Source organism: Mogibacterium sp. CM50, assembly GCF_000293155.1.
In the GTDB taxonomy this organism is placed as follows: domain Bacteria; phylum Bacillota; class Clostridia; order Peptostreptococcales; family Anaerovoracaceae; genus Mogibacterium; species Mogibacterium timidum.
The window spans coordinates 1-26,052 of sequence record NZ_ALNL01000044.1; the positions used below are offsets into that span (position 1 = coordinate 1).

At 39.3% G+C, this 26,052-nt stretch carries 27 protein-coding genes and 1 pseudogene; 26 read left to right on the forward strand and 2 right to left on the reverse strand.

All coding sequences use genetic code 11. The features are described from left to right. A partial coding sequence (locus tag HMPREF1152_RS09630; RefSeq protein WP_198004068.1) for an IS1 family transposase occupies nucleotides 1-257 on the reverse strand: 257 nt, incomplete at its 3' end. A 228-nt stretch (nucleotides 258-485) separates the two neighbouring features. Here HMPREF1152_RS09630 and tnpA point away from each other — a divergent pair. Continuing rightward, entirely contained in the window at nucleotides 486-944 is a 459-nt protein-coding gene (gene tnpA, locus HMPREF1152_RS07410; protein WP_039883894.1) for an IS200/IS605 family transposase, read from the forward strand. A 233-nt stretch (nucleotides 945-1,177) separates the two neighbouring features. Here tnpA and HMPREF1152_RS07415 read toward each other — a convergent pair whose 3' ends face one another. After that, on the reverse strand, nucleotides 1,178-1,807 hold the full coding sequence (locus tag HMPREF1152_RS07415; RefSeq protein WP_009644840.1) for a TetR/AcrR family transcriptional regulator: 630 nt from the start codon (nucleotides 1,805-1,807) through the stop codon (nucleotides 1,178-1,180). A 338-nt stretch (nucleotides 1,808-2,145) separates the two neighbouring features. Between HMPREF1152_RS07415 and HMPREF1152_RS07420 the strand changes: the two genes are divergently transcribed. The 25 genes and pseudogenes from HMPREF1152_RS07420 to folP all read left to right on the forward strand — a co-directional run bounded on the left by HMPREF1152_RS07420 (nucleotide 2,146) and on the right by folP (nucleotide 26,002). Next, nucleotides 2,146-2,847 carry an ABC transporter ATP-binding protein gene (locus HMPREF1152_RS07420; RefSeq protein ID WP_009644621.1) on the forward strand — a complete coding sequence of 234 codons (702 nt, stop codon included), beginning with the start codon at nucleotides 2,146-2,148 and terminating at the stop codon, nucleotides 2,845-2,847. Then, the gene (locus HMPREF1152_RS07425; protein WP_009644606.1) at nucleotides 2,847-5,141 is read left to right on the forward strand and encodes an ABC transporter permease; all 2,295 of its coding nucleotides are present in this window, start codon (nucleotides 2,847-2,849) and stop codon (nucleotides 5,139-5,141) included. The genes HMPREF1152_RS07420 and HMPREF1152_RS07425 overlap by 1 nt, the downstream gene beginning before the upstream one ends. 432 nt (nucleotides 5,142-5,573) lie before the next feature. Then, nucleotides 5,574-5,756: pseudogene (locus HMPREF1152_RS09415) on the forward strand (VirB6/TrbL-like conjugal transfer protein, CD1112 family); the annotation flags it as partial. Nucleotides 5,757-5,833: 77 nt separating this feature from the next. Beyond that, nucleotides 5,834-6,013 carry a hypothetical protein gene (locus HMPREF1152_RS09780; RefSeq protein WP_036381143.1) on the forward strand — a complete coding sequence of 60 codons (180 nt, stop codon included), beginning with the start codon at nucleotides 5,834-5,836 and terminating at the stop codon, nucleotides 6,011-6,013. A gap of 97 nt (nucleotides 6,014-6,110) precedes the next feature. Next, nucleotides 6,111-6,338 carry a TMEM175 family protein gene (locus tag HMPREF1152_RS09420; protein WP_009644647.1) on the forward strand — a complete coding sequence of 76 codons (228 nt, stop codon included), beginning with the start codon at nucleotides 6,111-6,113 and terminating at the stop codon, nucleotides 6,336-6,338. 33 nt (nucleotides 6,339-6,371) lie between these two features. Then, on the forward strand, nucleotides 6,372-6,692 hold the full coding sequence (locus HMPREF1152_RS09425; protein WP_156791999.1) for a hypothetical protein: 321 nt from the start codon (nucleotides 6,372-6,374) through the stop codon (nucleotides 6,690-6,692). 63 nt (nucleotides 6,693-6,755) lie between these two features. After that, nucleotides 6,756-7,562: a class I SAM-dependent methyltransferase gene (locus tag HMPREF1152_RS07445; protein ID WP_009644690.1), complete on the forward strand. Its 807-nt coding sequence runs from the start codon at nucleotides 6,756-6,758 to the stop codon at nucleotides 7,560-7,562. Between the two features lie 105 nt (nucleotides 7,563-7,667). Next, the gene (locus HMPREF1152_RS07450; protein WP_009644623.1) at nucleotides 7,668-8,945 is read left to right on the forward strand and encodes an O-acetylhomoserine aminocarboxypropyltransferase/cysteine synthase family protein; all 1,278 of its coding nucleotides are present in this window, start codon (nucleotides 7,668-7,670) and stop codon (nucleotides 8,943-8,945) included. Nucleotides 8,946-9,317: 372 nt separating this feature from the next. Next, nucleotides 9,318-9,929 (forward strand): nuclease-related domain-containing protein, encoded by a 612-nt coding sequence (locus tag HMPREF1152_RS07455; RefSeq protein ID WP_009644729.1) that lies wholly within the window; start codon nucleotides 9,318-9,320, stop codon nucleotides 9,927-9,929. A 212-nt stretch (nucleotides 9,930-10,141) separates the two neighbouring features. Then, nucleotides 10,142-11,014 carry a CPBP family intramembrane glutamic endopeptidase gene (locus HMPREF1152_RS09635; RefSeq protein ID WP_009644658.1) on the forward strand — a complete coding sequence of 291 codons (873 nt, stop codon included), beginning with the start codon at nucleotides 10,142-10,144 and terminating at the stop codon, nucleotides 11,012-11,014. A gap of 379 nt (nucleotides 11,015-11,393) precedes the next feature. Continuing rightward, nucleotides 11,394-12,644 carry a transglutaminase domain-containing protein gene (locus HMPREF1152_RS09985; RefSeq protein ID WP_009644603.1) on the forward strand — a complete coding sequence of 417 codons (1,251 nt, stop codon included), beginning with the start codon at nucleotides 11,394-11,396 and terminating at the stop codon, nucleotides 12,642-12,644. An 85-nt stretch (nucleotides 12,645-12,729) separates the two neighbouring features. Further along, entirely contained in the window at nucleotides 12,730-12,888 is a 159-nt protein-coding gene (locus HMPREF1152_RS09640; RefSeq protein WP_156791990.1) for a hypothetical protein, read from the forward strand. 499 nt (nucleotides 12,889-13,387) lie between these two features. Next, nucleotides 13,388-14,026 carry a YdcF family protein gene (locus HMPREF1152_RS09910; RefSeq protein ID WP_242822290.1) on the forward strand — a complete coding sequence of 213 codons (639 nt, stop codon included), beginning with the start codon at nucleotides 13,388-13,390 and terminating at the stop codon, nucleotides 14,024-14,026. A 187-nt stretch (nucleotides 14,027-14,213) separates the two neighbouring features. After that, nucleotides 14,214-14,882 (forward strand): response regulator transcription factor, encoded by a 669-nt coding sequence (locus HMPREF1152_RS07475; protein WP_009644637.1) that lies wholly within the window; start codon nucleotides 14,214-14,216, stop codon nucleotides 14,880-14,882. Nucleotides 14,883-14,890: 8 nt separating this feature from the next. Then, the gene (locus HMPREF1152_RS07480) at nucleotides 14,891-15,802 is read left to right on the forward strand and encodes a sensor histidine kinase (RefSeq protein ID WP_009644694.1); all 912 of its coding nucleotides are present in this window, start codon (nucleotides 14,891-14,893) and stop codon (nucleotides 15,800-15,802) included. 92 nt (nucleotides 15,803-15,894) lie between these two features. Continuing rightward, entirely contained in the window at nucleotides 15,895-16,650 is a 756-nt protein-coding gene (locus tag HMPREF1152_RS07485) for an ABC transporter ATP-binding protein (RefSeq protein ID WP_009644847.1), read from the forward strand. Next, complete coding sequence (locus tag HMPREF1152_RS07490; protein WP_009644636.1) at nucleotides 16,650-18,617, forward strand: FtsX-like permease family protein; 1,968 nt, start codon at nucleotides 16,650-16,652, stop codon at nucleotides 18,615-18,617. The genes HMPREF1152_RS07485 and HMPREF1152_RS07490 overlap by 1 nt, the downstream gene beginning before the upstream one ends. Nucleotides 18,618-18,994: 377 nt before the next feature. After that, nucleotides 18,995-20,095: an iron ABC transporter substrate-binding protein gene (locus HMPREF1152_RS07495; protein WP_036381173.1), complete on the forward strand. Its 1,101-nt coding sequence runs from the start codon at nucleotides 18,995-18,997 to the stop codon at nucleotides 20,093-20,095. Next, nucleotides 20,064-21,122, forward strand: a complete 1,059-nt coding sequence (locus tag HMPREF1152_RS07500; RefSeq protein WP_009644639.1) for a FecCD family ABC transporter permease — start codon at nucleotides 20,064-20,066, stop codon at nucleotides 21,120-21,122. Before HMPREF1152_RS07495 ends, HMPREF1152_RS07500 begins: the two co-directional genes overlap by 32 nt. Next, nucleotides 21,116-21,868: an ABC transporter ATP-binding protein gene (locus HMPREF1152_RS07505; RefSeq protein WP_009644794.1), complete on the forward strand. Its 753-nt coding sequence runs from the start codon at nucleotides 21,116-21,118 to the stop codon at nucleotides 21,866-21,868. The genes HMPREF1152_RS07500 and HMPREF1152_RS07505 overlap by 7 nt, the downstream gene beginning before the upstream one ends. A gap of 75 nt (nucleotides 21,869-21,943) precedes the next feature. After that, nucleotides 21,944-22,465: an FmdE family protein gene (locus HMPREF1152_RS07510; RefSeq protein WP_009644725.1), complete on the forward strand. Its 522-nt coding sequence runs from the start codon at nucleotides 21,944-21,946 to the stop codon at nucleotides 22,463-22,465. A 145-nt stretch (nucleotides 22,466-22,610) separates the two neighbouring features. Next, nucleotides 22,611-23,906 (forward strand): bifunctional folylpolyglutamate synthase/dihydrofolate synthase, encoded by a 1,296-nt coding sequence (locus tag HMPREF1152_RS07515; RefSeq protein ID WP_009644661.1) that lies wholly within the window; start codon nucleotides 22,611-22,613, stop codon nucleotides 23,904-23,906. Further along, nucleotides 23,899-24,456 carry a GTP cyclohydrolase I FolE gene (gene folE, locus HMPREF1152_RS07520; protein WP_009644593.1) on the forward strand — a complete coding sequence of 186 codons (558 nt, stop codon included), beginning with the start codon at nucleotides 23,899-23,901 and terminating at the stop codon, nucleotides 24,454-24,456. The genes HMPREF1152_RS07515 and folE overlap by 8 nt, the downstream gene beginning before the upstream one ends. Before the next feature lie 2 nt (nucleotides 24,457-24,458). Beyond that, nucleotides 24,459-25,040, forward strand: coding sequence for an HD domain-containing protein (locus HMPREF1152_RS07525; protein ID WP_009644664.1), 582 nt, complete (start codon nucleotides 24,459-24,461; stop codon nucleotides 25,038-25,040). Between the two features lie 149 nt (nucleotides 25,041-25,189). After that, nucleotides 25,190-26,002, forward strand: coding sequence for a dihydropteroate synthase (folP, locus tag HMPREF1152_RS07530; protein ID WP_009644793.1), 813 nt, complete (start codon nucleotides 25,190-25,192; stop codon nucleotides 26,000-26,002). The last annotated feature ends 50 nt before the right edge of the window (nucleotides 26,003-26,052 follow it).

The window sequence follows — 26,052 nt, forward strand, 5'->3', positions numbered from 1 at the left end:
ATGACAGGAGGCATAGGCCACAGGTTCCAGAACTTTACCGTATTTCTACGAAATGTTCTGCCTCCACCCGGCATATTCGCTTGAGTGCTTCGTCCAAACAACCACTTCAGGAACATATTTAATTGCTTTGACGAGTTATCGATTTTAGGTGTAAATGATGACTTGCACTCAGGGCAAAACCATCTCTGCGTACCTGAACTATTCTTTCCATGTCTGATACATTTGGCTCCACAATATGGACAATTAACGCTCTTCATTCGGTATCCTCCCGATAATTCATTCTCAGAAAGATATAACGCCAATACATGTTGAAATTTCAACTGTTAACAAGCATTCTAAACACGTTTTTTGTCCACCCTCTATCTTCTTTCAAAAAAGATAAAACCGCTATAGCCATTGAAATTTCAATGGCTATAGCGGTTTTGTAACACGTTTTTTGTCCTATAAGCCGCAAAAGGAACAGAAGGAGGTGCATTCACATGGGAGTGAATGACATAAATAGTTTAGCGCATTCAAAGTGGAACTGCAAATATCACATAGTTTTCGCACCAAAATATCGAAGAATGGTGTTCTATGGACAAAAGAAAAATGAGATTGGAAAAATATTAAGAAAACTATGTGAGTGGAAAGGTGTAGAGGTTCTGAATGCTGAGGCATGCCCGGATCATATTCACATGCTATTATCTATACCACCCAAATATTCGGTATCCAAATTCATGGGATATCTAAAAGGTAAGAGCAGTACAATGTTGTATGAACAGTTTGGGGAATTAAAGTATAAATACAGAAACCGAGAATTTTGGTGCAAAGGATATTATGTAGATACAGTAGGTAAAAACGAAGCAAGAATATCCGAGTATATATCAAAACAACTGGAAGAAGACAAAATGGGAGACCGGCTAACCATGAGCGAAGCTGGAGCATTCAGGAAAAAGAAAAAGTAGGTTAAGGCAAAACGCAACTGACAGACCGCGTTTACGCGTTTGACGCGTCCGCGAGGAGCAGAGGGCTTTGCCCGCCTACTTAACAACCACGCGTTCGACGCGTGGATGGTTTTTGCCTAAAAGTGGAAAGGAGAACACATGGTATAGGGAAAAAGAGAACCAGTATTAGGGTATAGGTTAATACAGGAAATTAATTACATACCCTTTTAAGAGTTGAAATGGTGTAATGATATTTATTCAAGAGGTTCTTTGAAGAGATAGTTATACAACATTTCCGCAAATTCATTAATTACTTTTTCTTTGTTTTGTGTTTCATCAGGATAAAAAGCTAGTTCATGAACTATACTTTCCACAGTTGTATGAATTATAAATGACGCTGTGGAAAGGTCTTTTATCTTGAGATTTGGGCGATAAAATTCAAGCAATGAGAGGATTTTATTTGTAGCAAATATACGATATGGCTTTTCAAGTTCACGAAAATCATTATTTTGATAGGAAAGAGCCGTAATTTTCTTTTGAAACGATGTTAGATAACTGTGACTATCTAAGACAAATTTAATATATTTTTTAATTATTTCAAAGAATGAAAATTGCGATAAATCTTCCGGAATAATTTTTTCTAAAATATTTGAATAAAGATCTTTTACAAGCTCATCATAAATTGCTTTTTTATTTGGATAGTAGCTATAAAGCGAACCAATGGATACGCCTGCAGTCTTTGCAATTTCATTTGTACTTACATTTGCATAATCTTTCTCTGAAAAAAGGAGAAGAGCAGTATTTTTTATGAGATTTTTTCTTTCGATGCTTCTTTTTTGTTTCGGTATTCTAATATTTTTATGTTTTGATTCTTTACTTTTCATAACATCTCCAATATACAACGGTGGGTATTGAATTTTTTGTAATAACGATGAGTCTTTCAATTAAAATCTTGTAGAAATCTAGATTTTTTAGACTAAATAAAAAACTCCAACGTAAGTATAACATATGGACAAAAAAATTTAAAGGTAAAATGCGAGTACTTGCTCATAATGTATTGACAAGGCAATAAAAAAAGTATATTATCAATATGAGCCATAACTCACATTAATAATATACTTTTTTTAGCATATATACTTTTCACAACAGACACCTGATGTGATTAAGATTAATGGGAAAATTCAATATATAACATAAAAATTTATGTGGAAAGGAGAAAAAAATGTGTTTTATTCGTTTTCAAAATGTAACGAGAGAATATAAGGTTGGGAACAATGTAATAAAGGCTTTGAATGATGTGAATTTGGAAATTAAGCAAGGTGATTTTACAGTAATTTTAGGTCCTTCCGGCTCAGGAAAATCTACTTTTTTAAATCTTCTTGGAGGTATGGATTATGTTACGAGAGGAGAGATTTATGTAGGAGAGAACAATATATCAAAATTTACCGATAAAGAACGTACTCTTTATCGTCGTAAAGATATTGGTTTTGTTTTTCAGTTTTATAATCTTATACCGACTCTTACAGCTTATGAAAATGTAGATATGGTATCCAAATTATCTGATGTTGCCATTTCGGCTGAAGAAGCATTAGAAGCGGTAGGATTGAAAGACAGAGCGGAAAACTTGCCATCTCGGTTATCGGGAGGAGAGCTTCAGAGAGTATCCATAGCAAGAGCTCTTTGCAAAAATCCTAAGCTGCTTCTTTGTGATGAACCTACGGCGGCTCTTGACAGTGAAACCGGGAAAAAAGTTTTAATTACGCTTTGTTCCATGGCAAAAGATTATGGTCATACAGTAGTTTTGGTAACTCACAATGCTGCAGTGGCCCCTGCGGCAGACAGACTTATCAGACTTAGAGATGGTGAAGTCAGTGAAGTTATGGATCAGGAAAATCCTATTTCTATGGAGGAGGTTTTCTGGTAATGAAATATTTAAATAAAAAATTTGGCAGAGATATATTGCAACAATGGAAGCAGTTTGTGTCGGTACTTGTTATGGCTCTCATCTCGGTTTCAATTTACTGCGGAATGAGTTCAGTATGGACGGGGATGGAAGAATCATATACTGATTACAAAGAAAAAACTAACTTGGCAGATGCTTATATCAATGGCATAAATATAAGCGGGGAAAACATCTCAAATATAAAAAAATTGTCTTATGTAAATCAGGCTGAAGGATCAATATTCGTTAAGTTTAATACGAGAATTGACAATGAAGATTCAGAGCTTTATATCAATTCATTTACAAATAGCACTAAAAAACTCATGAATCCGCTCCTTAGAAGCGGGCACCCCCTAAAGGATGATGAAGAAGGTATATGGATTGACGAAGATTACGCTAAGATACACAATCTGAAAGAGGGGGATAAGATTGTACTCGAGCTTAAGGGGATTAAGAAGAAAGTAAAGATTTTGGGGACTGTTCTCGATGCAGAAAATATATATTTTGTCACTTCTTATGCAGAAACAGTTCCAGATCATAAAAGACACGGATATGCTTATATAAGTGAAAAATATATAAATAAAATTTTGGGAACAGTATCTTATAATCAGGTGAGACTTGATTTACCAGAAAAGTCTGTTTCCAAGTCAAAGCTGGAAACAGATATTAAACGGATAATGGGAGATTCTTTTTCATCAGTAGTCATGAAAGAAGATAAAATCTCTATCACTCAGGTTGATGAGGAAATAAATCAAATTCACAAAATGGCAATGCTGTTTTCAATTGTATTTATCTTGTTATCAATTTTATCAATTTATACTACGATGAGCCGTCTTATAAGCAATCAGATGGTTCAGATTGGTACACTTAAATCTTTAGGATTCTATGATAGACAAATTTATATTCACTATGGGGCATATGGATTTTTGGTAGCTACCATAGGAAGTCTTGTTGGGCTGATTTTTGGATATACGGTGGTGGCAAATCTTGTTATGAATATAAAAAAGGCGACACTGACACTTCCTATATGGAAAAAATCCTTTGGAATAGATAGTATGATCTTGATTGTGCTGATTATTACGGTTTGTACCTTGGCTGCAATCATTACTACAAGAAAGGTGATTAAAAACAATCCTTCTTTTACAATCAAAGGGATGCTTGATAAAAAGTCAAGTGGTCCTGGAATATACAAAAAATCAAGATTGTCATATGATTGGCTTTGGACGATCAGGAGCATTCGAATTCATCCAATCAGAACATTTGTGAGCATAACGGCAATTGTGGGAAGTATTGTATTGATGGTTGCCGGTATTGGTGTGTGTGATTCTCTTTACAGTTCCTATCAAGATGTTTATAATAATGAATTTTGTTATAAGTATATTGGGCAGGTATACGGAGAATCTTATAATGATTTAAGTCGCAAATTGAATTCTTTTGATGTGCAGTTTGCACAGACTGAAACTGCTGACTTTTCTTTTCAAGAAGCTGAAAAATCAGGTTCTCTTTTAGTGCTTGATTCAGGTGACAAAATCAGAATTTTTGATGCAAAATCAAAAAAGAAAATCAAGATAGAAAAAGATGAAGTGGCAATTGCTTCTCAGCTGGCAGAACAACTTGATGTTAAAGTTGGAGATAAGATTGCATATAAGACGAAAAGTTCGTTAAAACAACATAAGGTTACCGTCACGGCAATCGTGGATGCAAAGATGCCTCAAGGTATTTTTATACACAAAGATAAGGTGAAAAACTTTGAACCAAACACAATTTATATAGGAAACAACGAAGCTTATGAACAAGCAAAAAAAGAAGAATCAATAAGCAATATAATATCTATAAAAAAGCAACAAGACAATATGAAAGAAATGATGGATAGTGTTCATTCAATCATGTATATACTAATTTTGGCAGCATTTGTATTAAGTGTCGTTATTCTATATAATCTTGGTATCTTGTCATACCTTGAACGTTATCGTGAATATGCAACAATGAAGGTTATAGGGTTTAAACATAGTGAAATTATGGCAATGGTACTTAAGGAGAGTTTTCTAAATCTTTTGATTGGATTTGTTATCGGAATTCCTTTGAGCAAGCAGTTCTTGAAATTATATATAAGAGTTGTTTCCATGGATAGCATGGAATGGGTGCCTATTATTACTAAAGATCATTTTTTGATAGTTATATTCAGCGTTATAGGATTTTCTGTTTTAGTCAATTTGATTGTATCCATGAGAATAAGAAAGATTGACATGGTTGAAGCGTTAAAATCCATTGAATAATGGAGAAGTTTAATATAGGTGTATTGTTTAGGAAACCTTCTATAATTTTGTTGAGAGTCTTTTGCACAAATACTGAAATAGGGTATATAAATAATAATTATGAGAGAGGAAGATGTCTCCTCAGATAATTCAAGCAATTCCGTTGGAAGGATGTTAAATAGATATATTTTTTGAAGTCAAAAAGAATGTTTGTTTTGATGTGAAGCTTTGACTGGGCAAGAAAGCTTTTGAGTCATTAAACGAGTTGTAGGTGTTTATATTGTTGTATGGTATTGAATGATACTATCTAAACAGTCACATAAAGTGCTGTAAGGAGGATATAGACGTACCATTTGTAAGATGTCTGCTAAAGATATTTTACCATCAGGATATCCAAAGTTGAACAAGTTATTGTATGACACTTTTTCATAAGAAAATGTGTCGGTAAAACATATTATACGACTAATCATCACAGCAGTACTTTGTATCGAGCTTATCAACATGGTAATGCAAAAGAACAATATGCACGATACAGATACCTTTGAATTTTTCAAGTATATCATCAAGATGTGGATTGCTGTATGGTTAGTATCTCATGCCTTTGAGTTTTCAATGGCGATCTTTGATGTGGCACAGCATATTAAAAGATGGTACACTGTTAACGGGTATTTATAAATGATCATTAAAGCTATATAGAGATAGAAAGGGAAATGATGCCAGATTCAACCAGTAAAATGATACAGGACATTGAAACCGAAAGAGAGCGTAGTAGTAACCTTACGAGAAAAGATTTAGAAAAAGCATATATTGATTTGAAAAAAGACAAATTTACTTCTGATAAAAGAATTAGATTTACAGCTGTTTTAGCCGAATGTACAAAACTATATCAATGAGACAAAGCCGGATGGGAAGGCGGTTAAGGTTCAAGCGTTCGGAGCTTGATGAATGGGCGTGCAGCGGCAAGAGTACATTTTATAAGGAGTGAATGAAATGAAAAAGGAAAGACTAATCGCATTCACGGATGCGGTGCTTGCAATCATTATGACCATACTTGTGCTGGAATTGGAAAAGCCGGACGCACCTACGCTTGAGGCGTTTTGGGAACTTCGACAGAACTTCTTTGCATATTTCCTATCTTCCTTCTGGCTGGGGTCTCTTTGGATTGCACTGAACAACCTGTGGGAGAAGGTTGAAAACATATCCGCATCGGTGATCTGATGGAACCTTGGATTGCTTTTCTGCTCATCCTTTATGCCCTACGCCACGGGACTCACTAGCGCTTATTTTTTCAACAGAACAATGCAGGCGTTCTATGGAATAATCGTAATCGTAACGACTGTTTGCAACTGGTTTCTGCGCCAGGAACTGGATAAGCCGAATAAGGATAACAGGGAACTGCCCGAAGCTACGGCAGGATACCGGAAACTGCTCATACCCGATATAGTCATCAAGGTGTTAGGGCTTATCCTTGCCGTTACGGTATATCCTCCGATCATGATGTACATTGTGCTGATTGCGGCGGCATACATTCTGACTTTGAAGGCTGTTTTAGACCGAAAGAAAAAGATATAGGTTAGGTGTCACAGTTCCACATCCACTTGGATATTGCGATGAAAGAACGGGAGGTATATGAGAATGGGTGAAAAAAATATATTTGATGGAGTGGAAGACACTCTGTATATTCCGTTGTCAGCGAGAATATATGCATCTGAAAAGTTTCCGAAATTTTTTTATGATGACAAAGCTTTGTCGTTGAATGCACACATGCCGGCAGGCAGTATAGACAAGAATAGTAGCGAATATTTTTATATGGCGAGTGTTTGCAGACAAAAAACAATAGATGAAAAGATTAGAAAATTCCTTAGCGTAAATAGTAAGAGTAATGTTGTGTTTTTAGGTGCGGGATTAGAAACAGCTTACCATCGTATTCATGACTATCATGCTAATTTCTATCAGGTGGATTTGCCGGAGGTGATGGAAATTAGGAAAAGACTGCTTGGAAACGGGGAGAATGAAAAGCTAATATCAGGAGATATGTTTTCACTTGATTGGGTTAAGGAAATCGATACTACCTTACCAACACTTGTTTCTGTTGCAGGCGTGTATCAGTATTTCGATGAAACTAAAATCGTAGACATGATTAGGAAAATGAAGGTGTTATTTCCGAAAGGTGAATTAGTCTTTGATGCTACAAATTCAAAAGGATTAAAACTCGCCAATAAATATGTAAAGAAAACGGGAAATGCCAATGCGCAAATGTATTTTAGTGTAGATAATCCACAGTCGTTTGTAAAGATTACGGGGACGAAGCTTTTAGAAGTTGACGGATTTTTTCAAGGAGCATTGAAGGATTGCGATGGATTAAAGCTGATTACAAAAGTCTATATGTACTTTGCGGATAGATGGAAGAGGACATTGATTCTGCATTTAAAATTCAATTGAAATTTCCGGCTAGCGTACAGTGTCTATTCTTTAACTACCGATCAAGTAGCTTTCAATTCACCGATAAACAATATATAGTTAGTTGGTAAAAGAGGAGGGACTTATATGACAAATTACAATACCAACACAATCTGTGTACAGGGTGGCTACGAACCGAAGAACGGGGAACCTAGAGTAGTTCCAATAGTACAATCTACAACTTTTAAGTATGAATCTTCGGAGCAGATGGGTAATCTGTTTGACTTAAAGGAGTCAGGTTATTTCTATACTAGACTTTCGAACCCTACCAATGACGCAGTAGCAAACAAGATTTGCCAGCTTGAAGGCGGTACAGCAGCTATACTGACATCATCCGGTCAGGCGGCCAACTTCTACGCTATTTTAAACATCGCTAACGCAGGAGATCACATTATCTCAACTTCTGCTATCTACGGTGGAACATATAACCTCATTGCTAATACTATGAAGCAGATGGGTATCGAAGCTACATTTGTTGAGCCGGACATTTCCGCAGAGGAGTTGGAAACAAAGTTCAGGACTAATACTAAGCTGGTTTTCGGCGAAACTTTATCCAATCCCTCGCTGAGCGTACTGGATATTGAAAAGTTCGCAGATGCAGCTCACAAGCACGGTGTACCGCTAATTGTAGATAATACATTCCCTACACCAATCTTCTGTAAGCCTTTTGAATGGGGCGCTGACATCGTTACACATTCAACTACAAAGTACATGAACGGTACTGCAAATTCAGTCGGTGGCGTAGTTGTAGACTCGGGTAACTTCGATTGGACAAAGTACAGCGAAAAATACCCCGGGCTTACAACTCCTGACGGAACGTACCATGGCACTGTATATACTGAGAGCTTTGGTAAGGCCGCATATATCGTAAAGATAACAACTAACCTGATGCGCGACCTTGGAGCTATTCCATCTCCTCAGAATGCTTTCTACCTTGGAATCGGGCTGGAAACACTTCACCTCAGAATGGAAAGACACTTTGAAAACGCGATGACTCTCGCCAAACACCTTGAGAATCATCCTAAGGTAGCGTGGATTTCGTTCTCAGGATTGGAAAATGATAGCCAGCATGCACTCGCTGAGAAATACCTTCCAAACGGGTCTTGCGGCGTTATCGCATTCGGTATAAAGGGCGGCAGAGAGGCTGCGGTTAAGTTCATGGATTCCCTGAGGTTAGCTTCAATTGTTACTCACGTAGCTGATTCGAGGACCTGCGTACTTCATCCTGCATCTACCACGCATAGGCAGATGAATGATGAAGAGCTGGCAGCAGCCGGAGTGTATCCGGATCTTGTCAGAATGTCCGTAGGCATCGAGGATATTCGCGATATCATTGCTGATGTTGATCAGGCTTTGGAAAAATAAGTTGAATAAATAGAATCCTCTAAAAGGGGTTGTCTACAGATGATGGTTTACCGTTCTATGATATGGCAACTCCTTTTGTTTTTGTTGGTGTAGATAAGTGTGTCTGTAAGGCAAGGCTTTTCTGGTTAGGCAAGATTGTATGCTTATCGTTCATTTAATATTATTCCGATAATTAAAAAATATTATTCAGATATATATGATGTCTTTTCGATGAAATGGTATAATACAGGGGCTTGTGTGGGAAAGCTGTTATGTCACGTGCTGATATCAGTGTTGATAAGTGTGAATTCAGAGTGCCGATTGATGCGAAAGCTTATGATGAGTTCTCAGGCAAGATGAAGGAAAAAGAGGGACCTGCAAGAGGATGGTAAAATGAGCGAAAATATTATCACAGCAATCGTTCTCTCGATTGCTGTACTAAGCGTTATTGTCGTTTTGGCGTACGTTTCTGAAGATCAACGGAATTCTGCTGAATCCGGACAGAAAATAGCAGGAATCAGAGGCGAACAATTGACGAGTCGGATTCTTAGCGAGCTGTTGGACAGTGAAGATGTATTACTTACAAATGTTCAAATTGCATATGGCGACATGGAGACAGAACTCGACAATGTAATAATTAACAGGCATGGCGTATTTATAATCGAAGTGAAGAATTACAGCGGCACATTGACTGGCGGGGCGTATGACTTCAACTGGATTAGAATAAAATGCAGTCGTGGTGGGAAGCTGTACCGGAATCCTGTCAAAAATCCAATCAGGCAGGTAAGACGACAAATATATATACTTGCCAGTTACATAAGGGAAAATGGAATTAACGTGTGGGTTGAAGGATATGCATACCTGTTGAGAGGAAATAGCCCGGTTAAAAGTGCATATATATTAAATAACCGCGAGGACATGAATGCAGCGATTCATCTGAGGACCAGCCATAAGATTCTAAAGGATACAAAGAGCGATATAATTGAACTGCTGATAAACACCTGAACAGCCGAAGAAAAGACAGGGGGTTCCGGATCAGTCCTCCTGAATTAGCTATACCGGGAACGAGAGGCTTGATACAGATCCATTGACGAATGAATAGTCCGGAATGCGGCGGAAGAGAAGGAAATATAGTGATGTAAAAATACCGGATGAAATTATGGCAAGCGTGTTCTGAGAAGCGTTGGTTTAATTTTAACAGATACGGAGAAATGAATATGATATCGAATAATAATCAAAAGTTCGGGTTTAGAGACAATATCCTCTGGATCACTGTACTGACCTTGCTGCTATTATTGGCTAGCGATTTCTTATCACTATTCCATATCAACCTTGCGGTATTCAGTAAAGAGTATGCTGCTACCTTTAACATGTATTTATCTTTCTGGACGATGTGGGTTGTCTTCGTAGTTGCAATCGTCGGTATAAGTAAAAACAGATATATACTGGATAAGCTAAAACACGGAAATGGCGGGAACACCTTTAATAATCTCATGATTGGATTCGCTGCAGGCTTTCTCATGAATGGCGCTTGTGCTCTGAGTGCCTATCTGCATGGTGACATAAAGCTCAGCTTCTATAGGTTTGAACCTGTTCCTGTTTTATTTATGTTTATCGCCGTATTCATTCAATCATCAGCTGAGGAGCTGGTATGCAGAGGCTTTATGCTTCAGAGAATTGCCTATAGATACGGAAATTCTTGGATGCCGACTATAATAACGTCCTGTTTCTTTATGATTTTTCACCTTGGAAACGATCACGTATCATTCCTTCCGCTTCTCGATTTGTTCTTGTCAGGAATACTGTTTGGCGCTATGATCCGATATTTTGACAGCATCTGGATGGCAATGGGTTGTCATACTGCATGGAACTTCACCCAGAACATTTTGTTGGGTCTTCCCAATAGCGGGGCTGTACCCACTTATTCAATATTTAAACTGGACACAAAGCATGACCTTAATAGTTTCGCTTATAACACAGGATTCGGACTTGAAGGTACAATAATGTCAGTAATAGTGATGATAGTCGGCTTCATAGTACTTAAGCTTATATACTCATTACATACTAAAAAAATATTTTCGGATAAGTAAACAGCGATCCCTCATTGTAATAGCTTGGAACAAGAATGCGGCACAAAACGACGCAAAGCTTGCGATGTTTTCTTGAAAATTAATAAGAATGATAATACAATGCCGGTGCAGTGTATTATGCGGTAAAGGAGTCAGCACGACTGTTTCATATAATAAATTACGGAAAACTCTTATCGACAGAAAGATGAGCAGAGCAGATCTGAGGAAAGCAGCTTAAATTGCTCCGATACTATGACAAAAGTTCGTAAAGATGAGCCTGTTCATTTGCACATCCTTATAAGAAGCTGCAATGTACTTGATTGTAGTTTTGGTGATATTGTCGATTAGTTCAGATAGTGTCAACTGATCTATGAAAACCGAGACAAAGGGGAGACAGAGAATGAAAAAATATGAACATTTACCTGTTTATGGAATAGGACCTGTTTACGTTATTTCCATTTTATTGCTGACGGTCGCTGCGGTGCTTTTGAGAAATCTTACTGTTCTTTCAACGGGAAGGTTGACGATTCTGCGTATACCCCTTATCGTTATGGGGATTCTTTTCATCATTCTATTTGTTGTTATGTGGATCCAGGCTGTCATTATATCTAAACTGGATGAGAATATTAAAAAGAATCATCTTGTTACATCCGGAGTTTATGCATGGGTCAGAAATCCGGTTTACTCCGCCTTTATGCTTCTTTGTACGGGTGTGCTTTTGATTGTCGGCAATGCCTGGTTGTTGATACTTCCTTTTATCTACTGGTGGATGCTGACTGTGCTTATAAAGCATACTGAGGAAAAATGGCTTATAGATACGTATGGCAACGAATATACAGTGTATTGCAGGAAGGTTAACCGCTGTTGGCCGTGGATACCCAGAGAATTAAGAAGGAAATGGATAAAAGGACATAATACATTAAATAATTCAGAAGCTGTGAAGGAACATAAAATAAATCAATATTTGCAGGAAACTGAAATGCTGGACTTTTCAAATCCGAGTATTCAAAATTTAATAGAAATGAAGCATTGGAAGGAACAAAATGAATTTGACTGTATTAAATCCATATATAATTTTGTAAAGGATGATATTCCGTTTGGATATAATGTTGATGATAATATCCCCGCATCTAAGGTTGTTAGGGATGGATATGGTCAATGCAATACGAAAGGAACTCTTTTTATGGCACTGCTGCGTGCCTGCGAAATCCCTTGTCGGATTCATGGGTTTACCATAGATAAACGACTACAAAAAGGTGCAATGCGCGGACTTGTTTATAAAAATGCGCCTCGAAATATATTTCACAGCTGGGTTGAAGTATACTTTGAAAACACATGGTATGAGCTTGAAGCTTTTATATTGGATCAGAAATATTTATCTAATTTGCAGAAAAAATTTGCAAGCTGTAGCGGCTCATTTTGTGGTTATGGTGTTGCGGTTAAAGATTTCCGGCATCCCGTAATTGATTTTGATAGAAACAATACATACATTCAAAGTGAGGGAATTACGCAGGACTTCGGTGTATATGATTCTCCGGATGAATTGTTGAAAAATCATCATCAAGAGATGTCAGAAATCAAAGCTTTTACGTATAGACACTTGGGAAGGCATTTAATGAATCGCAATATTAAAAAAATAAGAAATTTTTAAATATCGACTCGGGAGTGCTTTATATACTTTTCCAAGTCCACTGACATCATCTTGGATTCTGAAATAGGTAAACTGAAATTTCCCAATGTACAAGTTCATCACAGAGGCAGCTAAGTGGGATAAGCTGTATAAAGACAGCATTTCTTCGTATCTGGATGCGAAGTACGGAGAAGGAACGTATACATATAACAAATCGGATAATACAGTATCACATGAAGGTGAAGTTGAGATTGTGCACATTTGAAGATAGATGGCTATGGGTCACATTTTCTCCTAATAGGTGTATAATGCACGGGATTGATAAGTGATATAATAACACACAACCTTGGGATTTTGTTTGATTAAGGAAGTGGGACTGAATGTATATAATAACTCTGTTTTCTATAATTGCTTTTATCTGCTCTTTCTTAAGAGACAGAAGGAGTTTTTTGAATCCTGCATTATTGATTTCGAGTCTTATATTGGGATACATATCTATCGTAAAGCTTTTCTATGATTTAGGGCTTGTTGCTGCTCATAATTTGTTGCTGTTTATGATGCTTTTTGCATTACCTCTTGTAATTTTTATAAGTGCAGTCTTTTTAATTTATAATGGCTGTATTTTGCTGAAACGCGAAGGAATGTCCAAGACAAATCTATTATCTTTGTCACTGGGCGTACTTATTCTATTGTTTTTCGCTTTAATGTTTATTTACGTAACAGGTGCAGGAAGTGCGTTTATTACAAATCCTCCGATAAGTATAATGGTTGTTATAGTTGTATTTTCGTACATGCTTTTCGGAACAGCCTTTGCAGGGTTTATACTTTATTCTATCCTGTACTTGGCGATTCCAAAGAATAAGCATTATGATTTTATAATTATACATGGAGCAGGTCTGAAAAACGGGGAATCCGTGACTCCCCTGTTGAAGAAGCGCATTGACAAGGCAATTGACGCGTTTAGGCAATCGAGCAATCCCGGCATCAAAATCATCGCGAGCGGAGGCAGAGGTTCTGATGAGAAAATCTCTGAAGCACAAGCGATTGCAAACTATATAGCCGAAGAAACCGATGTTCCTATGGATAAAGTAATTCTGGAGGATAAGTCAACAACGACGTATGAGAATTTGCTGTTTTCAAAGAAACTAGGTGAAGCATTGGTTGACAGTCCAAGGTTCTTATTTGTGACCAACAATTATCATGTGTACAGAACCGGGGCTTATGCAAAGACGATAGGGATGCTTGGAGACGGGCTTGGCTGCAATACCGCAAGCTATTATATTCCTTCCGCGTTCATTCGCGAATTTATAGCGATCTGCGTAAAAATCAAGTGGGTGTTTATTGCTTTTTATGCCTTATTCTTTCTGATGCTTGCTGTTTCGTATCTGGGTAGAAATTTATAAGTTAGGTGTTTGAAATTGCCGGTAAGAAATATATTTGTAATATACTAATACAGAATTTAAGGCGATAAATCCCTGTGATCGCAATATGGTTGCAGGGATTTATTTGTCATTAGTATATAAAAAAGAGTAAAATTAACACTGGTATTATTAATATAGATAATGTTTAAGTGTAAGGAGATAGGAGACATTGAAAATATTAATTGTAGAGGATGACAGAACAATAGATTCGATTATCAGCGAAGAATTAAATCAGTGGGGATATCATACGCAAAGCATCGGAGACTTCACAACAGTGTATGAAACCTTCAAAAGCTTTAATCCCGATCTTGTCTTGATGGATATCAGTCTGCCTCATTACAACGGCTTCTATTGGACACAGAAGATTCGTCAGGAATCAAATGTCCCAATTGTATTCATTTCATCACACGCCGAATCGATGGACATGGTGCAGGCAATACAATTTGGAGCAGATGACTATATTACGAAGCCTATCGATATTGCGGTAACAAGAGCCAAGATACAGGCGATTTTGAGGAGGACATATGACTATACGTTGGAAAGTGATAAATTGTCATACGGAGCTCTGACACTGAATCTATCCTCGGCAAAGCTGGAAGGACAAGACTTTTCTGTAGATTTGACAAGAACAGAATTGCTGATATTAGAGATTTTGTTCAATATGAAAAATCAGATTGCCAAGCGAGAGGAAATTATGAACCACTGTTGGCAGGGGGATGATTTTATAGATGACAACACATTGGCAGTCAATATGACTAGACTGAGAAAAAAATTAAGTGGCGTAGGTCTGGGAGAATTGATACAGACCAAGAAGGGAATAGGATATTTTCTACAATGAGGGTGAATATGCATAAGGTAGCGGATTTTTTAAGAAGTGAATATAAGGCAATAATTGTTTCCCTTTGTTCAGTCGCTGTGTTTGGATTGATCTTTGCATTTGCTAATCTCAACAAAGAATATTTTATACTCGGAGCTGAAATTATTGCTTTTTCTGATGTAATATACTTATTTATCCAGTATTTTAATTACGAGAGAAGAGAGGGCGCCCGGGAAATTGCAGAGAAATTGGAGGTGGAAAACAGACAATTGCAAAGTCAAGCTATAAATGACAGACGTGATCTGGAGGAGTATTTTCTGCTGTGGGTACATCAAATCAAGACGCCTATTACAGTTGCTAAGCTTATTCTGCAAAAGGAAGAAACAGTGTATGCAAAGAAGCTTAAAGAAGAGCTGTTCTATATTGAAGAATATACGAACATGGCAATTAATTATTTGAAAATTAAAGACCGACAGGCAGATATGGACATAACGTCAGTGAGGTTGGATGACATAATAAAGAGCTTGCTGAAGAAATATTCTATGATTTTTATAGAAAAGCGAATTTCACTGGAATATAAACCTATTCCAAATGAAGTTGTTGCTGATGCAAGATGGTTATCTGTATTAATAGAGCAGATTCTTGCCAATGCCCTCAAATATACGAAAAAAGGGAGTATTCGGATTTCTTATGAGGAAGAGACGAACACCTTGAGTATTCAAGATACGGGAATCGGAATACGCTCTGAAGACTTAAAAAAGATATTTGACAGAGGCTATTCGGGCTTTAACGGAAGAATAAACGAGAAATCCAGCGGCCTCGGACTTTACCTGGTTAAAACCATTTCAGAATTGATAAATGTTGAAGTGAGTGTAAAATCTACCTTAAATGTCGGCAGCGTGTTTACAGTGCGTTTTCCGTCCCACCTTTCAGAGTTGTAAGATTAGAAGTAAGGATTGTCATATTAGATAAATGCAGCAATCAATACAGTTGTATAAAATTAGATTATCTGGGAAAGGAGTAACTTAAAAATATGGCAATCTTAGAATTAAAAAATGTAAAGAGAATATACCAAACAAAAAAGGTAACGACTGAAGCTCTCAAGGGAGTGAACTTTTCCGTAGAAAAAGGGGAGTTTATCTCTATTATGGGCGAGTCCGGTGCCGGAAAGACGACGCTGTTGAATATCATAGCAACTCTTGACAGGGCGACATCAGGCACAGTTGTTCTAAATGGTCAGGATACCACGTCGTTAAAGGATAGTGAGATTTCAAAGTTCCGCAGAAGAGAGCTTGGATTTGTATTTCAGGACTTCAACCTGCTCGATCAGTTTAACAATCGCGACAACATATATCTGCCTCTTGTTCTCTCAAATGAAAAAGAAGCTGTTATGAGGTCAAGGTTAAGTGGTCTTAAAGGACCGCTCGGAATTGGTGAGCTACTGGAAAAGTATCCGTACGAGATATCGGGAGGTCAGAAGCAAAGGGTTGCTGTAGCGAGGGCAGTGATTACCAATCCTGCTCTGCTTCTTGCTGATGAACCCACAGGTGCACTTGACTCACAGTCCTCGGAAACACTGCTAAAGATGTTCCGTACAATTAACAGTACCGGACAGACTATAATAATGGTTACACACTCGCTGAGAGCGGCGTCGTATGCAAACAGGGTATTATTTATCAAAGACGGTGTCGTTTATCACGAAATATATCGTGGTGAAAATGAGAGACAATCGGAGTTTGTGGAGCGTATAAATCAAGCTCAATTTATGTTGAATCGAGGTGAGCAGTAATGACGTTCTCAATGGCCGGAAAGTTTGCTTTTCAGAATCTGAAGGCAAACAGATTGTTTGAAACTCCATTTGTATTATCTTCAGGTATAATGCTTATCATGTTTAACATCATGGCAAGCTTGATCAATAACGAATACGTTCAGACCAGACATGCAAGTCTTCCTACTGTTATCGCAATGGGAGCAGCGGTAGTTGGAATTTTTGCTTTAATCTTTGTGACATACACTACGAATTTCCTACTCAAAAGGCGAAACAAAGAGTTTGCATTGTACGCTATCCTGGGATTGGAAAAGAAACATATTCGAAAAATCATCAGCATAGAATTTTTCGTGCTGTTTGCTATAATTGCATTTATCGGAATTGTGGGCGGCTACGTATTTGGGCAGCTTACATTTCTCGGACTTAACCATCTGATGCACGATGTTTCGGGAAGACCTATGGACTATCCTTTCAGTGCCGTGGCCATGCTTATAACCCTGATAATTGCAGTAGTACTATATGTAATTACGGTTCTGCGCAGCAGCTATAGGATCTATTTGACTACTCCGATTCAGCTGCTTGGTAAACAGCATAGTGGAGAAGGTGAATCGAAATCCAGAGTGTTTATTTCACTTCTGGGGTTTGCAGCATTGGCAGGAGGGTATACCATTGCCTTAGTGACAAAAGGAGCTGTATCATCCTTATTATACTTTTTCGTTGCTGCCTTGCTGGTTATGCTTGCGACATATCTTCTGTACGTGTCATTTTCAGTTATAATTTTGAAGTTGCAAAAGAAAAAAAAGAGCTACTTTAAACCGACGCGATTCTTAGGCACCAGCGGGCTCCTATATCGAATGAAGAGTAATGCTGTGTCACTGGCAAGTATCTCGATTATGAGTGTAGGTATTATAATTACCCTGTCCGCTACTGCAACAATGTATTCGAATGTTCAATCGATGGCGGAAAATGTACTTCCGAGAGAGTATCAGATTAACAGTAATGTGCCTTTGAACGAAAATAATTATAAAGATGTTTCCAAAGCGCTTGCTGAAAGAGTTAGGAAGACGGAAAGCGCCAATGCGCATATTTCGGATGAATTTGTAGGTTATAATATAATTGCGGCTACAATTAAAAAGGGTAATTCATTAAAAGAATATAATAGCTCCGGCGGTGTGCCCAGTTACGTTATGGTTTATGACCTGGACAGCTATAACGCAAGAACTCATCAAAATATTAAATTAAAGGATGACGAGATCCTTGTCTGCGCTAATATGAAGCGTTTGCTTGATATGGACAGTCTCAAAATAGGCGGACGCAAATTCAAGGTCAGAAAGATTGAAAATATAGTTCCGTCAAACTACGCTGCAGAGGTTTACGGTGTTATTGCAAAAGATTTTTCTACAATGCAGTATATCAGCAGGTCGATAAGAACATTGAATATGAAAAAATCAAAGATGGAAGATTCAATCATAAACTGCAATGCGGATTGGAATGTTAAAGGTATCTCGGACAAGGCCTATACGAAGGAGCTTAATAAGCTGAAGCAAGAAAAAGAATATGAAGTTGCTGTGAAATCCGAATATTTAAAATCTGTTTATGAGCTGAACGGAGGGTTTCTCTTCCTTGGAGTTATAATCGGGCTAATATTCCTGACAGGTACTATCCTTGTAATTTACTATAAACAGGTAAGCGAGGGCTATGAGGATCGGGAGAAATATCAGATAATGAAAAAAATCGGTCTTTCTGATGAGCTGATTAAGAAGACCGGTGCATCTCAGATAGTATGGATGTTCTTTGCTCCGCTCGCAGTTGCAATTATCCATTCTGTGGTTGCATCAAAGATAGTATATCAATTACTGGGACTGTTTGGCGTAAACAGCTTCGTGCAATACGGAACCTTCTTCGGCATAGTAATTGCAATGTTCTTCGCAGTTTACTTTGTAATTTTCAAATTTACATCGCGCAGATATTATAAGATTGTACATTAACCGGTAGCTGTGAATCCGGTGAATATACGAGCAAATTATCTGAATGAGAAATCTGCGATTTGAGCATGAAGAATACCAGTTGTTCAGAATACGGATATAGATTAAAATATCAACAAATACCGCACCTGCATCATATCGATGAAGGTGCGGTATTTGTATAGCAGCAAACTGTCCTTTATATATAAATCCTGAGTATTTTTGAATGTTTAAGAGTGTTTTTGAGTTTTTGTGTAGCGTAATCATTAAATAAGTGTTGTATATGTTTCTATACAATTTATTGATAGCATAGGGCAGCTTAAGATCGGGATTATGTTACCCTAGGCTTGGGACTTTTACGGATGAGTTTATTATGACTAATGCAGAAAGGATATACGGACATGCAGAAAAATAATGGGATGAAGCTTGTGGTATTGATGTTGATGGTAGTCGTTATTGCAGCCGGTCTTAGCGCATGTAGCGGTAAAAATGGCAATGATAGCAAGACTCGTATAATCAAGGATGGAGCAGGTCGTGAGGTTAAGGTTCCGAATAAGGTCAAGCGTGTTGTTTGCGTTGGCGTCGGATCCCTCAGATACACTTCATATATGGATGCTGCAGATCTTGTTGTCGGAGTAGAGGATTATGAGAAGAAAGATAAGACTACGGCATTACCTTATAATTATGTCAATCATTCAAAGTTTGAAAAGCTGCCTGTAACGGGTACGAACGGAATTCCAAACACGGAGGCTATAGTTAAGGCAAATCCTCAGGTGATTGTTCTTAGTTCCTTCGCATCAGTTAACGCCGATGAACTATCTGAGAAAACCGGGATTCCGGTTGTAGTGATACCGGGAAGTGATACTACTCTTGATAAAAAAGCATATAAGACAATAGAAATTATGGGTAAGCTCTATGGAAAAGAGGACAGAGCCAATGAATTAAAGGAATACTTCGACGACGTTAAGAAGGACCTGAAGGATAGAACGAAGGGAATAAAAAACAAAAATAAACCGCTTGTTTACGTCGGAGGTGTGTCCTTTAAAGGTCATCACGGATTTGAAGGGACCGAAGCTCTCTACGGACCACTAGAGTTGATAAGAGCAAATAACCTTGCAAATACAACCGGGCAAAAGGGTGCATTTAATATGGACATTGAAAAAGTTGTGGCAGCAGATCCTGACATAATATTCTTGGATTTTAACGGAATACAGATTATTAAACAGCAGTACAGGCAGAATAAGGGGCTATATGATAGTTTAAAGGCGGTAAAGAAAGGCAAGATATTCTCTCAGATTTCATTCCGTTACTGTGCTACTAATCTGGAGACATCAATAGCCGACTCTTACTATGCCGGATGTAAAGTATTCCCTAAGGAGTTTAAGGGCGTAGACTATGAGAAGAAGGCGAGAGAAGCTTTCAAAAAACTGTTAGGCAAGGATATCTACGATGATATGAAGGAGGAAGGATATGAATTCCGTTCTCTCAAGCTTGGAGAATAATTGCTCATCAACCTCTTATAACAGCAAGAAGAACTATTCGATCGGATTTCTTATAATTCTGGGAACAATTCTGATAATATTCGTATTTGTTTCTCTTAGGATTGGTCTTTATGACACTTCGACTACTGAAATCCTGAAGGGGATTGTAGGAATATCAGATGACAACAGAATTAATCTCATTGTAAGAAATAATAGACTTCCAAGAATATGTACGGCACTTGTTTCCGGTGCAGGGCTCGGGCTTGTTGGCTGCATACTTCAGGCAGTCCTGCACAATCCGCTTGCATCTCCTTCAACTCTCGGCGTATCACAAGGAGCGACCTTTGGAGCTGCTGTTGCTATTGTAGTTGTTGGATTAGGCAACCACTCGATCATCGGGATAACCCTGCTTTCTTTCACCGGATCAGTTGCAGTTGCAGCTTTGATACTTGTGCTATCGAGATTTAGACAAATCTCTGCTGAGGGAATTGTGCTTGCCGGTGTGGCTATAAGTGCGATGCTGACAGGGGCAACGACTCTTATACAGTATTTTGCAAATGACATTGAGTTAGCAACAATAGTTTTCTGGACATTTGGAGATCTTGGAAATACAACATGGTCAGATATTAGAAAAATAATGGTGATAGTATTATTATTGATTTTATTCAGCGTACTGCACCGCTGGGATTATAATGCATTATTAAGTGGCGAAGAAACTGCAATAAGCTTGGGTATCAATGTCAAAAGACTGACTTTAACCAGTATGATTATCTGTTGTCTAACGAGCTCTGTAATTGTATCAAATATAGGACTTGTAAATTTTATCGGCTTGATAGCACCACATATTGTGAGACTTGCAGTTGGAAACAATTATATTTATCTGATTCCGGGATCCACTATTGCAGGATCGTTAATTTTACTGTTAAGTGATCTCTTTGCAAGAATGGCTATCTCGCCGATAATATTGCCAATTGGTGCAATTACATCCTTCCTTGGAGGTCCGTTATTCCTCTTTCTGTTACTCAAAAGGGGGAGACGAAGATGCTGAAAATAAACAATCTGTACTTTCATTACAAATGTGGAAGGGAGATTTTGCATGATGTCGGATTTTCGGTTAATCCCGGGCAATTCAAGGCAATTCTGGGGAATAACGGTGTCGGTAAAAGTACCTTGCTCAAATGTCTTAATCATATTCTCAGACCTGAGAAAGGTTCAGTCCAATTACATGATGAAAATATTTTAGAGATGTGCAATCGTGATGTTGCAAGACGCATTGCCTTCGTGTCACAAAGTGTTCCAAGTACGGAGGTTACGGTTCATGATTTTGTGATGCTGGGAAGAAGACCATATATGAAATGGAGCTTTACAGAGGAAGATCATAATATCATTCATTCGGCTATGAACAGGCTCGGGATAGAACACTTGAAGGGATGCTTTATTTCGGAGTTATCCGGAGGAGAACGCCAGAAGGTTATGTTGGCGAGAGCCCTTTCGCAGCAGCCCGAGGTGCTTCTGCTTGACGAACCGACCAGCTCTCTTGATCTTGCCAACCAACATCACGTTCTAAAGCTTGTCAGAGAGCTCTGTGATAAGGACAGCTTCGCCGCAGTTATTGTCATTCACGATATTAACCTGGCGCTAAGATATTGTGATTCTTTTCTGCTGCTCAAAGACGGAGAAGTATATGCTGATGGCGGAATTGAAGTACTTAAAGCAGATCACCTAAAAGCTGTGTATGGAATCGACGCGGAAATAGTCGAGGTAAGAGGTCACAAAATTATATTGATGGACTAGATTTATAGGAGATAAATCAAACGGATTTATAAGGAATGTTGTATAACACAAGTTTTTGTTGACAAGGAGGTTGACATGAAAACATGGGAAGACTGTGTAGCCTTTCATGGGCATGAATGTGGGGGCTTGACGATAGGATACAAAGCATCACTTTACGCGATCGAATTACTGGATATTAAATTCTCCGAGGATGAAGAATTAGTGTGTATTTCAGAGAACGATGCCTGCGGAGTAGATGCTATTCAGACGATGCTCGGGTGCAGCATCGGAAAAGGAAATCTGCTTTTTCACATGAGAGGAAAGCAAGCTTTCTCCTTTTACAATAGGACAAGCAATAGAGCTATAAGGTTGGTACTAAAGGATAAACCGGATGGAATGACTAGAGCTGAATCGTTTGAATATTATCAGCGATCCGAACCTCGTGATATGTTTGATGTTAAGAAACCTCACATCGCTGTTCCTGATCGTGCAAAAATCTTTGAGTCGTATACATGCGAGTGCTGCGGGGAAGTAACGGGGGCAAATTGGATAAGGCTCGAAGGCGGCAAGAAGCTATGCTTGGATTGCTGCGATAAATACAATAGATTTGATGTGTGAGTGAACTGCGTTCGGAGATCAACCTGCCTTTTGCTAATCAGGCGATGGCAGGTGTTTTTAATGAATTAACTGTTAATATTCCTTGCTACTATCAACCATGTGCATTACAATAAGGTCGTATGATTAACTAAGATAGGAGCAATAAATGAATTACAAAGAGTCAAGAGTATATCTGGACGAGCTGTCCGGATACGGAAGTGTACTTGGCCTGGACAGCATGCGGGAACTACTCCATAGGTTGGGTGATCCACAGGACGAGCTAAGGTTTATACACGTCGCGGGCACCAACGGTAAGGGATCGCTTCTCTCGTATCTATCCAACATTCTAATTCAAGCAGGATACACCACGGGGAGCTACTATTCTCCGTGGCTTTTTGAGTATGGCGAACAATTTCAGGTGAATGGTCACCATATCGGCGAAAAGGAACTGGCAAGGTATACAACCGAGCTTGCAGCTGAGATTAGACATATGGAGGAAGATGGACTCAGATCTCCAACGTTGTTCGAGGTAGAGACAGCGTTAGCTATGCTGTATTTTAGAGCATCCAAATGTGATTATGTGGTACTTGAAACCGGACTCGGCGGCCGCGAAGACGCTACGAATGTTGTAACCACGACGGTGATTGAGGTAATCACGCCAATATCGATGGATCATATGGCAATCCTGGGTGATACAATCGCAGAGATTGCTGTCGAAAAGGCCGGAATAATCAAGCCTAACACTATTGTTGTCAGCGCCAAGCAGCACATAGATGCCGAGAAGGTGTTATCTGAACGATGCAAGTCTTTAGGCTGTGAGCTTAGGACGGTTGCGGACACTGAAATCAAAGTGTGCTCGTTAGGGCTAAGAGATCAGAGCTTTGAATACAGAGACTGGCATGATGTGCATATTTCACTGGCCGGTACGTATCAGTTTAAGAATGCGTCCCTTGCTATTATGGCTACTGAGGCGCTAAGAGACAAAGGCTGCGATATATCGGATCAGGCGGTATATGCCGGATTAAAAGCCGCTCGCTGGGTAGGGAGATTTACGCAAATTGCAGAGGCCCCTGCAGTGATAATAGATGGAGCTCATAATGATGGAGCTGCGATAGCGCTGGAGGATTCCGTACAGCAATATTTTGGAGATAAAAAAGTAATACTGGTTATTGGAATATTTAAGGACAAGGAATATGAGAGTGTGCTTGCACATCTGGTGCCACTTGCCAAGCAGGTTATAACAATTGAAACGCCTAACAGCGACCGGGCATTACCGGCAGATGTGCTAATGGAGAAAGCGTTTCGGTATTCGGAATATGTCGAGGCGGCGGAAAGTATTTGCAAGGGCATGGAGGCCGCGCACAGCTATGCGTTACAGGATGATGTAATCCTAGTGTGCGGATCGCTGTCGTTCCTTGGCGATGTGAAGCAGTTTGTAGATAGAAGGAGAAATAATGGATAAAGACAAGATTATTGAAGGCGTCAAGCTCATACTCGAAGGGATTGGCGAAGATCCGGTCAGAGAGGGATTAATCGAGACCCCTGAACGAGTCGCAAAGATGTATGAAGAGCTGGTGTGTGGGTATAACGATTCAGCCGGTACACATCTTGAAAAACGCTTTGCCGTTGAAAATAACGATATTGTGATGGAAAAGGACATAGAGTTCTATTCGCTGTGTGAGCACCACATTCTACCGTTTTATGGACGCGCTGCAATCGCATATATTCCGAACGGAGAGGTTATCGGGCTCAGCAAGATGGCCAGAACGGTCGAGGTATTTGCCAAGAGACTGCAGCTGCAGGAGCGACTGACGGCGCAGATTGCAGATGCTTTTATGAATGAGCTGAAGCCAAAGGGTGTGATGGTTCTCATTGAAGCAGAGCACATGTGTATGACTATGCGCGGCATCAAGAAGCCGGGAACCAAGACGGTAACATCAATAGCTCGAGGTGCATTTGACGGCAATGAGCAGCTACAGAACAAATTCTTTAGGATGCTGGAGAGAAGATAGCTATGGCATATAGCACAGATTTCATAGAACCATATATGGATGTGACAGCTCCAAATGAGGAGCACGATGCAGCTCCATGTATACCGGAGAGTATGGCGAGACTTGAAGCAATCTATCGTGATGAGATGTGGCTCAGCTGCATGGCCGAGATAGAAGCTGCAGAGGATGAGCGCAGGTACTGCAAACACGATATATCTCATTTGATGGATGTTGCTCGCATCGCATACATATACTCTCTGGAAGAGGACTTAAAGCTGGCCAGGGATGTGATTTACGCTGCCGCTCTGCTGCATGATATTGGCAGGAGCGCCGAGTATCGCTCGGGGGTATCTCACGATGAGGCGGGAGCGATAGCTGCCGCTGAGATACTAAGCAGGTCACATTTCACGGAGAATGAGCGTGCAGCTATTATAAATTCAATTCGCAATCACCGCGGCAGCAATTGCGTTTCGGAGGATTCGTCAAATGCTTTGCAGGTGATCATAAAGAGAGCAGACAAACAGTCAAGGCTTTGCTTTGCCTGTGAAGCCTCGGAAACCTGCAACTGGTCGGAGGAAAAGAAGAATCACAGCATCGAATATTGATACACCTTGATAAACTGTTAAGGTTGTTGCGATACAGATAAATGTGCTCTCGGTATAAATGGTAAGTATCCGTAATACAGATATGGCACTTGAACAATTTCATAAAGTTAAGAATGGTTGAGGATTAATAAGAATGGTTGAGGAATAAAATGAGAATCGGCAATAAGAATTTTGACCTTGAAAATGACTGCTACATCATGGGAATACTTAATTTCACCCCTGATTCATTCTCGGATGGCGGCAGATGGAATGACATGGACAGCGCACTGCATCATGTAGCCGAGATGATTCGTGACGGAGCGGCTATAATTGACATAGGAGGAGAGTCAACCAGGCCGGGACATATCCGGATAACTGAAGATGAGGAAATTGCAAGGATTATTCCCGTTATTGAGGCTGTGAAGGAACGCTTTGACATCCCTGTTTCCATCGATAGCTACAAGGGCTCCGTTGTAGAAGCTGCGCTTGCTGCGGGTGCAGATATGGTTAACGATATCTGGGGCTTCAAATATGATGAGACAGTTGCAGCTGCAACTGCCAAGTATGAGGTGCCGGTTTGTCTTATGCACAATAGAGATGATAAGGTGTATGGGGATTTTGTATCAGAGTGGTTGGATGATATGAGTGGTTGTATCGAAATCGCTAAATCGCATGGAGTCAGCGTGAACAGAATTATTATGGATCCCGGATTTGGCTTCGGCAAGCTGCCGGAGCACAACCTGATGGCTATGCACCATCTGGATAGGATGCAGGAGCTTGGGATGCCGGTGCTGCTGGGCACTTCGAGAAAGTCGACGCTTGGACTCATACTGGATTTGCCGGTGGACCAGCGCATAGAGGCTACTGTGGCAACTACGGTATACGGTGTCGCGCAGGGGGCATCGATATTTAGAGTACACGATGTTAAGGAGAACTACCGTGCGATGAAGACTATGCAGGCTATCCTGCGTGAACACATATAGTATGCAGTGATGCGGCGCTTCCAAATCTATTGCCGTGTCAGATGAATGTA

Coding starts and splice junctions, on each gene's coding strand:
- HMPREF1152_RS07485 (WP_009644847.1), top strand. CDS start 15,895: ATGGCAATCTTAGAATTAAAAAATGTAAAGAGAATATACCAAACAAAA.
- folP (WP_009644793.1), top strand. CDS start 25,190: ATGAGAATCGGCAATAAGAATTTTGACCTTGAAAATGACTGCTACATC.
- HMPREF1152_RS09640 (WP_156791990.1), top strand. CDS start 12,730: ATGTACAAGTTCATCACAGAGGCAGCTAAGTGGGATAAGCTGTATAAA.
- HMPREF1152_RS07445 (WP_009644690.1), top strand. CDS start 6,756: ATGGGTGAAAAAAATATATTTGATGGAGTGGAAGACACTCTGTATATT.
- folE (WP_009644593.1), top strand. CDS start 23,899: ATGGATAAAGACAAGATTATTGAAGGCGTCAAGCTCATACTCGAAGGG.
- HMPREF1152_RS07450 (WP_009644623.1), top strand. CDS start 7,668: ATGACAAATTACAATACCAACACAATCTGTGTACAGGGTGGCTACGAA.
- HMPREF1152_RS09910 (WP_242822290.1), top strand. CDS start 13,388: ATGGTTGTTATAGTTGTATTTTCGTACATGCTTTTCGGAACAGCCTTT.
- HMPREF1152_RS07420 (WP_009644621.1), top strand. CDS start 2,146: ATGTGTTTTATTCGTTTTCAAAATGTAACGAGAGAATATAAGGTTGGG.
- HMPREF1152_RS07505 (WP_009644794.1), top strand. CDS start 21,116: ATGCTGAAAATAAACAATCTGTACTTTCATTACAAATGTGGAAGGGAG.
- HMPREF1152_RS07490 (WP_009644636.1), top strand. CDS start 16,650: ATGACGTTCTCAATGGCCGGAAAGTTTGCTTTTCAGAATCTGAAGGCA.
- HMPREF1152_RS07525 (WP_009644664.1), top strand. CDS start 24,459: ATGGCATATAGCACAGATTTCATAGAACCATATATGGATGTGACAGCT.
- HMPREF1152_RS07515 (WP_009644661.1), top strand. CDS start 22,611: ATGAATTACAAAGAGTCAAGAGTATATCTGGACGAGCTGTCCGGATAC.
- HMPREF1152_RS09780 (WP_036381143.1), top strand. CDS start 5,834: ATGCCAGATTCAACCAGTAAAATGATACAGGACATTGAAACCGAAAGA.
- HMPREF1152_RS09635 (WP_009644658.1), top strand. CDS start 10,142: ATGATATCGAATAATAATCAAAAGTTCGGGTTTAGAGACAATATCCTC.
- HMPREF1152_RS07480 (WP_009644694.1), top strand. CDS start 14,891: ATGCATAAGGTAGCGGATTTTTTAAGAAGTGAATATAAGGCAATAATT.
- HMPREF1152_RS07455 (WP_009644729.1), top strand. CDS start 9,318: ATGAGCGAAAATATTATCACAGCAATCGTTCTCTCGATTGCTGTACTA.
- HMPREF1152_RS09985 (WP_009644603.1), top strand. CDS start 11,394: ATGAAAAAATATGAACATTTACCTGTTTATGGAATAGGACCTGTTTAC.
- HMPREF1152_RS07415 (WP_009644840.1), bottom strand. CDS start 1,807: ATGAAAAGTAAAGAATCAAAACATAAAAATATTAGAATACCGAAACAA.
- HMPREF1152_RS07500 (WP_009644639.1), top strand. CDS start 20,064: ATGAATTCCGTTCTCTCAAGCTTGGAGAATAATTGCTCATCAACCTCT.
- HMPREF1152_RS07425 (WP_009644606.1), top strand. CDS start 2,847: ATGAAATATTTAAATAAAAAATTTGGCAGAGATATATTGCAACAATGG.
- HMPREF1152_RS09425 (WP_156791999.1), top strand. CDS start 6,372: ATGCCCTACGCCACGGGACTCACTAGCGCTTATTTTTTCAACAGAACA.
- HMPREF1152_RS07495 (WP_036381173.1), top strand. CDS start 18,995: ATGCAGAAAAATAATGGGATGAAGCTTGTGGTATTGATGTTGATGGTA.
- HMPREF1152_RS07510 (WP_009644725.1), top strand. CDS start 21,944: ATGAAAACATGGGAAGACTGTGTAGCCTTTCATGGGCATGAATGTGGG.
- HMPREF1152_RS09420 (WP_009644647.1), top strand. CDS start 6,111: ATGAAAAAGGAAAGACTAATCGCATTCACGGATGCGGTGCTTGCAATC.